3 protein-coding genes and 3 pseudogenes are annotated in these 13,138 nt (G+C 70.9%); all 6 read left to right on the top strand.

Features of this window, described 5'->3' with window-relative positions; all coding sequences use genetic code 11:
- Positions 1-17: 17 nt before the first annotated feature.
- The 6 genes and pseudogenes from C1701_RS28275 (at position 18) to C1701_RS25915 (ending at position 13,020) form a co-directional block, all read left to right on the top strand.
- Entirely contained in the window at positions 18-551 is a 534-nt protein-coding gene (locus tag C1701_RS28275) for a phosphopantetheine-binding protein (RefSeq protein ID WP_443098171.1), read from the top strand.
- Positions 545-742, top strand: a pseudogene (locus tag C1701_RS28270) (polyketide synthase dehydratase domain-containing protein); the annotation flags it as partial. The gene C1701_RS28275 and the pseudogene C1701_RS28270, both read left to right, overlap by 7 nt.
- Positions 743-952: 210 nt before the next feature.
- Positions 953-4,285, top strand: a pseudogene (locus C1701_RS25930) (SDR family NAD(P)-dependent oxidoreductase); the annotation flags it as partial.
- A 22-nt stretch (positions 4,286-4,307) separates the two neighbouring features.
- Positions 4,308-7,694 (top strand): annotated as a pseudogene (locus tag C1701_RS25925) (SDR family NAD(P)-dependent oxidoreductase); the annotation flags it as partial.
- The gene (locus tag C1701_RS25920; protein WP_337661987.1) at positions 7,667-9,850 is read left to right on the top strand and encodes a type I polyketide synthase; all 2,184 of its coding nucleotides are present in this window, start codon (positions 7,667-7,669) and stop codon (positions 9,848-9,850) included. The pseudogene C1701_RS25925 and the gene C1701_RS25920, both read left to right, overlap by 28 nt.
- Positions 9,823-13,020, top strand: coding sequence for an SDR family NAD(P)-dependent oxidoreductase (locus C1701_RS25915; protein WP_337661986.1), 3,198 nt, complete (start codon positions 9,823-9,825; stop codon positions 13,018-13,020). Before C1701_RS25920 ends, C1701_RS25915 begins: the two co-directional genes overlap by 28 nt.
- Positions 13,021-13,138 lie beyond the last annotated feature (118 nt).

Below are 13,138 nucleotides of genomic sequence, written 5' to 3'. Positions count from 1 at the left end.
CGCTGAGCCTGCTCGAGATGGCGGCAAGCGGGTCTGATGCGGCTGTCGTCGCGATGGCCACGGATCTCGCCGGGCTTCGTGCCCAGGCACAGGCCGGTATCCTGCCGCCGATCTGGCGCTCGTTGGTACGGACACCGAGCCGCCGTGCCCTCCGTCGACAGGAGGAAACAACGGCCGTCGAGTGGGGGGTGCGGTTAACGGCCATGTCCGCCGAGGACCGACACCGTGAGGTGCTGGCGTTGGTGCGGGCCAAGGTGTCAGCGGTGTTGGGCCACCAGGACCTCGCCGAGGTGGATGCCCAGCGTCCGTTCAAGGATCTCGGGTTCGATTCGTTGACCGCTGTCGAGTTGCGGAACACCTTGACCGCCGCATGTTGGCCGGGTGGGGTGGTCGTCGGGTTGATCTGCCGACGTATGCCTTCCAGCGGCGGCGTTTCTGGTTGGAGGCTTCCCGGCCTGCGGGTGATGCCTCCGGGCTGGGTTTGGAGGCCACCGGGCACCCGTTGCTCGGCGCGGTCATTCCCACCCACATCAATGACGAAGTCGTGCTGACTGGCCGTCTCTCGCTCCACTCCCATCCCTGGCTGGCAGACCACCGTGTCCTGGACCGAATCGTCCTCCCTGGGACCTCCGTCATGGAGATGGTCGTGCGCGCGGGCGACGAGGTCGGCTGCTCCACGGTTGAGGATCTGATCCTCCACACGCCGTTGGTCCTGCCCGACACCGTCGACGGCCTCACTGTCCATGTCGTCGTCGACGGGAGAGGTGGGGCGTCCTCGCGTGGGGTCACGGTGTACTCGAGGGTTGGAGGCGACGGGCCCTGGACCCGGCACGCCACTGGAACCTTGGGTCCGACGCACGATGTCGTGGTCGATGGCGCGGTGGGGGGCCCGTGGCCACCGGCGGACGCTCAGCCGCTCGAGGTTGATGGGTTGTACGCGGTATCTGCGGCCCTGGGGCTGGAGTGCGGCCCGCTCTTCCGGGGCGTGACCGCCGCCTGGCGGCACGGCGAGGACGTGCTGGCCGAGGTTGTCCTGCCCGAGGGCACCAGCACCAGCGGCTTCGGGGTGCATCCGGCTTTGCTGGACGCGGCTCTGCACACCATGAGCACGGAGATCGGTTCCCGACTGGTGTCCGCGATGTCCGGCGTCACCGTTCACATGGGCGGCGCCGCACGGCTGCGGGTCCGGTTGCGGGCCGTCGGGGCGGACACCGTGTCCCTGACGGCCGTGGACGAGTTGAACCGGCCTGTCATCTCGGTTGGAAGGCTTGCTTTCCAACCGATTTCGGCGGAGTGGATCCGGACAGCCACGCAGGACGCCCTGTTCCGACTTGACTGGGAGCCGCTTACTCCTGACGAGGACGCGGCGTTCGCCGGGCGGTGGGCCGTGCTCCACGGTGACCGGGACGAGTTGGGCGACCTCTTGTCCTCGAGCGGTGTCCCGCTCGAGGAAGCCAGCGACACGGATACCGCGCCTGACGTCCTGTTCGCCTCGTTCGTGGGCGCAGTGCGGGACGATGCGGACTTGTCGGAGCTTCCCGCACGGGCCCACCGGTCGGCCGCTCAGGCGCTGGACCTTGTGCGCTCGTGGCTGGCGGACCGGCGGTGGGCATCCAGCAGGCTTGTGGTGTTGACCAGGGGAGCCGTTGGCCCTGAACCGGACGTGGCGGATCTGGAACACACGGCCGTGTGGGGGCTGGTGCGCTCGGCGCAGTCGGAGAATCCGGGTCGTATCGTGCTGGTCGACCTCGACGGCGTTGCCGACGTGGGCGATCTCGTCGCCTCGGTCCTGGTGGGCGACGAACCCCAGGTCGCGGTGAGAGCGGGGACGGCGTACGCACCCCGGCTGGGCAGGGTCGACACCAGCGACGCTCTTACGCGCCCGGCCGATGAGCCGGCGGCCTGGCGGTCCGCGGCAGGGGAGACGCCGACCAGCCCCGCCCTGGTGGCCTCGCCGGAGGCACGGGCACTGGCTGACCGTGAGGTTCGGGTGGACGACGTCCGTGCCGCCGTGTTCGACTCCTCGGGCACGGTGCTCGTGACGGGCGGCACAGGGAACCTGGGCCGGGTGGTGGCCCGGCACCTGGTGGTCGAACACGGCGTGCGGCACCTGCTGCTGACCAGCCGCCGTGGAGGTGCGGCCGAGGGAGCGGACGAGTTCTCCGCCGAACTGGTCGAGCTCGGTTGCGAGGTGTCGACGATCGCGTGTGACGCCGCCGACCGGGACAGCCTCGCCTCCGTTCTCGCGGACATTCCCGGGGAACACCCGTTGCGGGCCGTGGTACACACCGCCGGCGTCCTGGACGACGGTGTGGTCGAGGCGATGACGCCGGAACGCCTCCGGCGGGTCATGCGGCCCAAGGTCGACGCTGCCGTGAACCTGCACGAGCTCACCAAGGATCTCGACCTGACCGCGTTCGTCCTGTTCTCCTCCGCTGCTGGCACCTTCGGTGGAGCGGGGCAGGCCAACTACGCGAGCGCGAATACCTTCCTGGATGGGCTGGCCAGGTACCGCCGCTCGCTCGGGCTTCCAGCGGTGTCACTGGCCTGGGGACTGTGGGAGCAGGACACGGGCATGGGTGCCGAAGCCGATCGGCTCCGGATGTCCCGCAGCGGGGTGGCGGCACTGACCCAGGAGCAGGGGCTGGCCCTCTTCGACCTGGCCGTGCGCCTCGACGACGCATTGCTGTTGCCCATGAAGCTGGACGTGGCGTCCCTGACGCACCGCACTTCCCCCCTGTTGCGGCGACTGGCGCCGGCCTCCGCTCGACGTACCGTTCGGGCCGACACCACGACGGTGACCTCGTCCCTGGCACGGCGGTTGGAGGGACTGTCCGAGGCGGCTCGGGAACAGGCACTGATCGACCTGGTCCGCGGCCAGGTCGCGGTAGTTCTCGGGCACGCCGGACCGGAGGACGTCGGGCTCGGCGGTTCCTTCCGGGACCTGGGCTTCGACTCGCTGACCGCGGTGGAACTGCGCAATCGCATCAGCACCGCGACCGGGCTGGCACTGCCCTCGACACTGGTGTTCGACTACCCGACCCCGGAGCTGCTCGCGGCCCAACTGGTCGCCGAACTCGGCGGAAGCCAGTCCCCGGCCTCGGCGCCGGTCGCGGCTGTCGTCTCCGACGAGCCGATCGTGATCGTGGGGATGGCGTGCCGCTACCCGGGTGGGGTGTCCTCTCCGGAGGAATTGTGGCAGCTGGTGGCGACCGGCGGTGACGGGATCTCCAACTTCCCCACGGATCGGGGATGGCCGGTTCGGCGATCGCTCACCGGCGTTGGCGGGTTCCTGTACGACGCGGCGGAGTTCGATCCCGGGTTCTTCGGGATCTCCCCCCGTGAGGCGGTGGCGATGGACCCGCAGCAGCGGTTGCTGCTGGAGACCTCCTGGGAGGCCCTGGAACGCGCCGGCATCGATCCGACGACACTGCGCGGGACGCCCGCGGGCGTCTTCGCGGGCGTGAGCCACAACGACTACCTCTCGCGGTTGCGGGCTATGCCAGAGGACGTGAGTGGCTACCTGGCGACCGGCAGCGCGTCCAGTGTCGCCTCGGGCCGAGTGTCCTACGTATTGGGCCTGGAGGGTCCGGCGGTGACGGTGGACACGGCGTGTTCGTCGTCGTTGGTCGCGTTGCACCTGGCCGCGCAGGCACTGCGTTCGGGGGAGTGCGATGTGGCCTTGGCTGGTGGAGTGACGGTGATGCCGACGCCCGCCACGTTCGCGGAGTTCGACCGCCAGGGTGGCCTGGCGGGTGATGGTCGGTGCAAGTCGTTCGCGGCGGCCGCCGACGGGACGAACTGGTCCGAGGGTGTGGGGATGCTGGTGGTCCAGCGCCTGTCGGACGCCCAGCGGGACGGGAACCCGGTCCTGGCGGTGGTGCGGGGTTCGGCGATCAACCAGGACGGTGCGTCCAATGGGTTGTCGGCGCCGAACGGTCCCTCCCAGCAGCGGGTGATCCGTCAGGCGTTGGCCAACGCGGGATTGTCGCCTGCCGAGGTGGATGTGGTGGAGGCGCACGGGCGCCCCCGACGCAGTGTTCGTTCCGGTGTTGCGCCGGGACCGCCCCGAACCGGAGACGGTGGTGGGGGCGTTGGCGCGGGTGTTCGTCCACGGGACCGAGGTCGACTGGGCCGGCTATTACGGGGGGTGCGGGGCACGTCGGGTTCCGCTGCCCACCTACGCCTTCCAACACGAACGCTACTGGCCGACGCCCGCCCCGCGTTCTCCCTGGCAGCGGACCGACACCGAGTCGCGGTTCTGGAACGCGGTGGACAGCGCTGATCTCAGCGGCCTCGCGGACACCCTCGACGTCCCCGACCAGGAAACCCTCAGCGCGGTGCTGCCGGTCCTGTCCTCGTGGCGGCGTCGGACCCTCGACCTGTCCACCGTCGACTCCTGGCGGTACCAGGTCACCTGGCGGCCCGTGCGCGGTACGGGACCGGTCCACCTCTCCGGAACCTGGCTCGTGATCGGTCCGGAGGAACACCCACTCGTCGCGACGATGACCACTGCCGGAGCGGACGTGGTCACCGTCGCCGATCTCGACGGGCCGCTGCCCACCAATCCGTCCGGCGTCCTGGCCCTGACCGCCACCGACGCCCGGACCACGACGGGTCTGCTCCGGGCGTTGGAGCTCGCCGGTGTGCACGCGCCACTGTGGTGCCTCACCGGGGGTGCGGTGTCCACCGGACGCTCCGACCCGCTGCGTGACGTGGGCCAGGCACAGGTGTGGGGGCTCGGTCGCGTCGCCGCTCTCGAGATGCCGACCCGCTGGGGCGGTCTCATCGACCTCCCGGAGACTCCTGACGAGCGAGCGTTCACCCGGGTGTGCGCGGTCCTCGCCGGGCTCGGTGAGGACCAGGTAGCAGTCCGTTCGTCCGGAGTGCTGGCCCGGCGAGTGGTACCCGCCCCCGCCGGTGGAACCGGTAGCTGGGCACCGCGCGGCACGGTCCTCATCACCGGAGGAACCGGGGCACTGGGTGCGCACACGGCACGGTGGGCCGCCCGGAGTGGCGCCGATCGGGTCGTGTTGACCAGCCGGCGTGGCATGGCCAGCCCGGGAGCCGAGGAACTGTGCGCCGAACTCGGCGAACTGGGCGTGCCGGCGGTGGTCGCGGAGTGCGATGTCACCGACAGGGACGCGCTCGCTCGTCTCGCTGGCACGCTCAGTGACGTGCGGGTAATCGTGCACGCCGCTGGTGCGGCCCCGATGGGGTCCCTGGCCGAGCTGGACGCCGACGGGCTCTCCGAGGCGTTGTCCGCCAAGGTCGTCGGGGCCGGCAACCTGGCCGAAGTGTTCGACGGCGGCTCGCTCGACGCGTTCGTGCTCTTCTCCTCCATTGCCGGGGTGTGGGGCGGCGGAGGACAGGCCGCCTACTCGGCGGCGAACGCCGCACTCGACGCCATCGCCGAAGCGCGCAGGGCGGCCGGGCTGCCAGCCACGTCCATCGCCTGGGGGCCGTGGGCGGAAGGCGGCATGGCGGACGGCGGGGTCCAGGCCGAGCTGAACCGGCGGGGCCTCAACGCCCTGGCCCCGGAACGAGCCATCGCAGCCATGGAGTTGGCGCTGTCCCGTGACGAGACCCACCTCATCGTCGCCGACGTCGACTGGACCCGGTTCGCTCCGTCGTTCACCACCCTGCGACCCAGCACGCTGTTCGCCGACATCCCGGGCGCGGTCGCGCCAGAGCCCGAGGTCGCGACGACGGACAACGGGCTGCGTGACCGCCTGCGGTCGGTGGCCGGGACCGAACGCCACCAGCTGCTCGTCGAGCTGGTGCGGGCCGAGGCCGCCGCGGTGCTCGGTCACGCCACGGCAGACCCGGTTGACGCATCGACGGCCTTCAAGGAGATGGGATTCGACTCACTCGCGGCGGTCGAGCTGCGGGACCGGCTCACCAGGGGAACGGGCTTGTCCCTGCCGGCCACGATGATCTTCGACTACCCCGCTCCGGAACCACTGGCACGGTTCCTGCTGAGCGAGCTGCTGGGAGCGGTCGAGGAGCAGGTGGAGGAGGTCACCCCCGAAGGGGCGCCGGTGGTGGACGACCCGATCGTCATCGTCGGCATGAGCTGCCGTTTCCCCGGCGGAGCTTCCTCCCCAGAACTGCTCTGGGACCTGCTGGTCGACGGGCGGGACGCGATCACGGCGTCCCCGGAGAACAGGGGGTGGGACCCGGTGGCCTGGGGCACCTCGTCCGAGATCAGGGGCGGCTTCCTCGCTGACGCGGGGAACTTCGACCCGGGTTTCTTCGGCATCTCCCCTCGTGAGGCCCTGGCGATGGATCCGCAGCAGCGGCTGCTGCTGGAGGTGTCGTGGGAGGCGTTCGAACGTGCCGGCATCGACCCGGAGTCGTTGCGGGGGAGCAGGACCGGTGTCTTCGCCGGCACCAACGGCCAGGACTACGGTGCGTTGTTCTTCCAGTCGGCCGACGGTGACAGCGGCCAGGGTGGTACCGGGAACGCGGCGAGCGTGATGTCCGGGCGGCTGGCCTACACCTTCGGTCTGGAGGGTCCGGCGGTCACCGTCGACACGGCGTGCTCGTCCTCCCTGGTGGCACTGCACCTGGCCGCCCAGGCGCTGCGCGCGGGCGAGTGCTCGCTCGCGCTGGCCGGTGGTGTCACCGTGATGGCGACGCCTGGTGCGTTCGTCGAGTTCGGCAGGCAGGGAGCCCTCGCCGCGGACGGGCGGTGCAAGGCCTACTCCGACTCCGCCGACGGCACCACCTGGGGCGAGGGCGTTGGTGTCCTGGCTCTGGAGCGCCTCTCGGACGCCCGTCGCCACGGGCACCCCGTGCTCGCCGTGGTCCGGGGCTCCGCCGTGAACTCGGATGGGGCCTCGAACGGCCTGATGGCGCCGAACGGTCCATCCCAGCAGCGGGTGATCCGCCAGGCACTGGCCAACGCCGGACTGCGCGTCGACCAGGTCGACGTGGTCGAGGGGCACGGCACCGGGACCGCGTTGGGTGACCCGATCGAGGCGCAGGCGCTGCTCGCCACCTATGGCCAGGACCGGGAGCGCCCCCTGTTGCTGGGTTCGGTGAAGTCCAACATCGGCCACACCCAGGCCGCGGCGGGCGTCGCGGGCATCATCAAGATGGTGTTGGCACTGCGGCACGCGACCCTGCCCAGGACCCTGCACGCCGCGGAGCCGTCGTCCCACGTCAACTGGGACACCGGTGCGGTGACGCTGCTGACCGAACAGGCTGCCTGGCCGGAGACGGGGGAGCCGAGGCGTGCTGGGGTGTCCTCGTTCGGGATCAGTGGCACCAACGCCCACGTGATCCTGGAGTCGGCTCCGCCGGCGGTGGTCGAGGCGGAGACCGCGACCAGGGCGCTGCCGGTCGTGCCCTGGGTGCTCTCGGCGAAGTCCGCCAGGGCTCTCACGGCACAGGCCGACCGGCTGTCGTCGGGCGTGGGTGGTTCGGCATCCGACCCGGTGGACGTCGGGTACTCGCTGAGCCGACGGGCTCGGCACCCGCATCGGGCGGTCGTGCTCGACCCGTCGGCGCTGTCCGACCTGTCCGGTCCGTCGGTGGTGCGCGGGGTGGTCGCCCCGGGCAAGTCCGCGGTGTTGTTCACCGGTCAGGGCTCGCAACGCCCCGGAATGGGCCGGGAACTGGCCGAGGCGTTCCCGGTGTTCGCCGAGGCCTTCGACGCGGTGTGCGCCGAACTCGACCGGCACCTCGACCGCCCCACGTGGACGAACCGACCCCGCAGGTGGACTGGGAGTCCGGTGCCGTCGCCCTGGCCACCGAGCACAGGGACTGGCCGGTGGTGGGTCGTCCCAGGCGGGCGGCGGTGTCCTCGTTCGGGATCAGTGGCACGAACGCTCACACCGTCCTGGAGCAGCCCCCGGCACCGGTGGAGAGCGCTGAGCCCCGAATGGCCCCACCGGTGCTGCCGCTGGTCGTGACTGCCAGGAGCCAGGAGGCGTTGCGCGCCCAGGCCGCTCGACTCCAGCACCACCTCGACGCGCGTCCGCGACTCGACCCGCTGGACGTGGCCTACTCACTCATCACCACAAGAGCCCAGCTGGACCACCGAGCGGTGGTGCTCGCCGACGATCGCGAGGATGCGCTGCGGGGCCTGGGTGCCCTGGCGCAGGGCGCCGCTGCCCCGAAGGTGCTGCGGGGGACCGCCGGAACCGGGAACCGCGTCGTGTTCGTGTTCCCGGGGCAGGGTTCGCAGTGGGTGGGCATGGGCCTGGGTTTGTTGGGTTCCTCGGAGGTGTACGCGGAGTCGTTCGAGGCGTGCGCGCACGCGTTGGCCCCGTTCGTGGACTGGTCTCCGCACGCGGTGTTGCGGGGGGAGGCGGGTGCGCCGTCGTTGGACCGGGTCGATGTGGTGCAGCCGCTGTTGTGGGCGGTGATGGTGTCGTTGGCGCGGGTGTGGGAGTCCTGTGGGGTGCGGGCGTCGGCGGTGGTGGGTCACAGCCAGGGTGAGATCGCCGCGGCGTGTGTGGCGGGTGCGCTGTCGTTGGAGGACGGGGCGCGGGTGGTGGCGTTGCGGAGTCGGGCGTTGGTGGGGTTGTCGGGTCGTGGCGGGATGGTGTCGGTGGCGGCTGGGGTGTCGTGGGTGGAGGAGTTGGTGGGTTCGTGGGGTGGGCGGGTGTCGGTGGCGGCGGTCAACGGTCCCCGTTCCGTCGTCGTCTCCGGTGATTCGGACGCCCTCGCCGAGCTGACCGCCCACTGCGCGGAACACGATGTCCGGGCCAAGGTCATCCCGGTTGACTACGCCTCCCACTCCGAGCACGTCGAGAGCATCCGCGAGCAGCTGTCCAGCGCCCTGGCCGGCGTCGCTCCGCGTGCCGCCGACGTGGCGTTCCACTCGACGGTGACCGGCGAACCACTGGACACCCGGGAACTGGACGGCGAGTACTGGTACCGCAACCTCCGCGAGCCGGTCCGGTTCGAGCAGGCCGTTCGCGGCCTGGTGGACGACGGATACCGGGCCTTCGTCGAGGCGAGCCCACATCCGGTGCTCACGGTGGGCCTTCAGGAGACCTGGGACGACACCGAACACGACGGCGCGTTCATCGCCGTCGGTTCGCTTCGTCGCGACGAGGGAACGCCACAGCGTTTCGCCGCCTCGCTGGCGGAACTGTTCGTGCATGGTGTCTCCGTCGACTGGGCGGGCATGCTCGCCGGGGGGCGTCAGGTCGACCTGCCCACGTATGCCTTCCAGCGCAGGCGGTTCTGGCTGGAGGTGACCCGACCGGCGGGTGACGCGGCCGGTCTGGGACTCGACGCGACAGGGCACGGGTTGCTCGGTGCTGCCGTTCCCGCGCCGAGTGGTGATGGGGTGCTGTTGACCGGGCGGTTGTCGGTGGCCACCCATCCGTGGCTTGCTGATCACCGAGTGCTGGACCGCATCGTGGTGCCGGGGACGGCGCTGGTGGAGATGGTCGTGCGCGCGGGCGACGAGGTCGGCTGCTCGACCGTCGAGGACCTGACCCTGCATGTCCCGCTGATCCTGTCCGACGACGACGGGGTGACCGTTCAGGTCGTCGTCGATGACGACCGTGGCGTCGCGGTGTACTCGCGGGTGGGCGTCGATGGGCCGTGGGTTCGCCATGGCACGGGGACGTTGGTCCCGGCTGTCGACCCGGTGGTCGAGGGTCTGGGAGGGGCGTGGCCGCCGGCGGGATCGGTGCCGGTTCCGACGGCGGGGTTGTACCCGGCGTTGGCGGACCTGGGTATGGACTACGGCCCGGTGTTCCAGGGCTTGACCGCTGCCTGGCGGCATGGCGAGGACGTGCTGGCCGAGGTCGTACTGCCCGAGGGCTCGAACACCGTGGTTTCGGGGTGCATCCGGCGTTGTTGGACGCGGCTCTGCACGCGATGAGCATCGGTGGCCTGCTGCCCGAGGCGGGGGCGCAGTTACCGTTCGCGTGGTCGGGTGTCGCGGTGCACGCGGCGGGTGCGTCCCGGTTGCGGGTCCGGCTGAGCTCGGTGGGTCCGAGCACGGTGTCGGTGACCGCGGTGGACGAGTCCGGTCGGCCCGTGGTGTCGATCGAGTCACTGGCGCTGCGACCGGTGTCGACCGAGCAGCTGGCCGTCTCCCCGGGGCAGAATCCGTTGTTCCGCCTTGACTGGGTTCCCGCCAGTCTCGCCGAGGTCGAGGTGACCGACCGGTGGGTGTCGGTTGGTCCTCCCGACGGGGTGGACTGGGGTGTGCCGGTGGAGTCCTTCCCGGACCTCTTGGAGGCGGCCGGGTCAGCTGGTGGTGGGTCGGCCACGGTGTTGTGGCGGGTGCCCGCCGGGGCCGGTGAGGTACCGGTGGCGGTCCAGTCGGTCACGGCTGAGGCGTTGAGCGTGGTGCGGGGCTGGTTGGCCGACCCGCGGTGGGTCTCGAGCCGGTTGGTGGTGCTCACCCGGGGTGCGGTGGCCGTCGACGGTGACGAGGACGTGGACCTGGCGCAGGCCTCGGTGTGGGGTCTGCTGCGGTCGGCGCAGTCGGAGAACCCGGGTCGGATCGTCCTGGTGGATTCCGACACCGAAGCGGTCCTGCCGTCGGTGGTGGCCGGTGACGAGCCGCAGGTCGCGATCCGGGGCGGTGAGGTCCGGGTGCCCCGGTTGGTGCGGGTACCGGCCGAGCCGGGTGGTGGTTCCGAGGGTGGGTTCGGCGCGGGTTGGGTGTGGGTCACCGGTGGCCTGGGTGTGCTGGGCTCGGTGGTGGCCCGGCATCTGGTGTCCGCGTGTGGGGTGCGCCGGTTGGTGTTGACCGGCCGTCAGGGCGCGGCATCGGAGGGTGCTGAGGAGTTGCGCGCCGACCTGGTGGAACTGGGTGCTGAGGTCTCGGTGCGGGCCTGTGATGTGGCCGACCGGGATGCGGTGGCTGGTGTGGTGGCCTGGGCGAGGTCCGCGGGTGGCTTGTCGGGTGTGGTGCACGCGGCTGGTGTGCTCGATGACGGGGTGTTCGAGTCGTTGACCCCGGAGCGGTTGGCGGTGGTGGCGGCGCCGAAGGTGTCCGGGGCGTGGCATCTGCACGAGGCGACCCGGGATCTGGACCTGTCGGCGTTCGTGGTGTTCTCCTCGGCGGCGGGGGTGTTGGGTGGTCCGGCGCAGGGTAACTACGCGGCGGCGAACGCGTTCCTGGACGGGTTGGCCCAGCATCGGCGGGTCATCGGGCTGCCGGCGGTGTCGATCGCGTGGGGCCTGTGGGCTGAGGCCAGTGGTCTGACCGGGCATCTGGCGGATGCCGACCGCCTGCGGATGAACCGTGGTGGCATCCAGGCGTTGACCACCGAGCACGCGCTGAGCCTGCTCGACACGGCCACGTCCGGGTCTGACGCCGCCGTCGTCGCGCTGCGGACGGATGCCGCCGGGCTTCGTGCCCAGGCGCAGGCCGGGAGCCTGCCCGCGGTTTGGCGTTCGCTGGTACGGACGTCAAACCGCCGGACCGTGCGCCCCGGTGAGGAATCCGCCGCAGCGGACGGGTGGAGCCGCCAGCTGGCGGCGTTGTCCGTCGAGGACCGGAAGCGGGAAGTTCTCAGCCTGGTTCGGGCCAGGGTGTCGGTGGTGCTCGGCCATGACGATGCGACCTCGGTCGATGCCCAGCGTCCGTTCAAGGATCTCGGGTTCGATTCGTTGACCGCTGTCGAGTTGCGGAACACCTTGACCGCCGCGACCGGGTTGCGGTTGCCGGCGACCCTGGTGTTCGACTACCCCAACGCGGACTCCGTGACCGAGTACCTGCTGTCCGTCCTGGAGGGGGCCACTTCCGCCTCGGTGGCGGCCCGGGCGGTGTCGGTGGGTTCGGATGAGCCCATCGCGATCGTGGGGATGGCGTGCCGCTACCCGGGTGGGGTGTCCACTCCGGAGGAGCTGTGGGACTTCCTGGCCGGTGGTGGTGACGGGATCTCGGGGTTCCCGACCGATCGTGGATGGGGGTTGGGTTCACGCGGGGACGGGACCGGTCCGGTCGGTGGGTTCCTCTACGACGCGGCGGACTTCGATCCCGGGTTCTTCGGGATCTCCCCCCGTGAGGCGGTGGCGATGGACCCGCAGCAGCGGTTGCTGCTGGAGACCTCCTGGGAGGCCCTGGAACGCGCCGGTGTCGATCCGACATCGCTGCGGGGGAGTCAGACCGGGGTGTTCGCCGGGGTGATGTACCACGACTACGCGTCGCGGTTGCGGTTCGTTCCTGAGGACGTGGCGGGGTACCTGGGCACCGGGAACTCCGGCAGTGTGGCCTCGGGTCGGGTGTCCTACGTGCTGGGCCTGGAGGGCCCGGCGATCACGGTCGACACGGCTTGCTCCTCTTCCCTGGTGGCGCTGCACCTGGCTGTTCAGGCCCTGCGCACGGGTGAGTGCGATCTGGCGTTGGCCGGTGGCGTCACGGTGATGGCCACTCCGGGTGCGTTCGCGGAGTTCGCCCGCCAGGGCGGGATGGCCTCCGACGGTCGGTGCAAGTCGTTCGCGGCGGCCGCCGACGGGACGAACTGGTCCGAGGGTGTGGGGATGCTGGTGGTCCAGCGCCTGTCGGACGCCCAGCGGGACGGGAACCCGGTCCTGGCGGTGGTGCGGGGTTCGGCGATCAACCAGGACGGTGCGTCCAATGGGTTGTCGGCGCCGAACGGTCCCTCCCAGCAGCGGGTGATCCGTCAGGCGTTGGCCAACGCCGGGTTGTCGCCTGCCGAGGTGGATGTGGTGGAGGCGCACGGAACGGGCACCACCTTGGGTGATCCGATCGAGGCGCAGGCGTTGTTGGCCACCTACGGGCAGGAGCGTGGGGCTGAGCAGCCGTTGTTGTTGGGGTCGGTGAAGTCGAACATTGGTCACACCCAGGCCGCCGCGGGTGTCGCGGGCGTCATCAAGATGGTGATGGCGATGCGGCACGGGGTGGTGCCGCGCACCCTGCACGTGGACGAACCGACCCCGCAGGTGGACTGGGAGTCCGGTGCCGTCGCCCTGGCCACCACCCTGCACGCCACCGCCGCCGGCGCGCCGGTCTACCGACGCATCGGTTTCCGGCCGAACTCACCCCTGCACTTCTACGTGCCCACACCGTGATCACCCCGCGTGCGGGGAGAGGGTGGTGGGGGTGCGCGCGTCCCGCCGGGTGAGCGCAGCAGGTCAGCGCGGTTCAGGGGTTTCGTAGGGGGCGGGGCGCCACCCGCGTGCTGTTAGC

Source organism: Actinoalloteichus sp. AHMU CJ021, assembly GCF_002895405.1.
Classification (GTDB): Bacteria; Actinomycetota; Actinomycetes; order Mycobacteriales; family Pseudonocardiaceae; genus Actinoalloteichus_B; species Actinoalloteichus_B caeruleus.
This window is presented reverse-complemented; position numbering and strand designations above follow the sequence as displayed.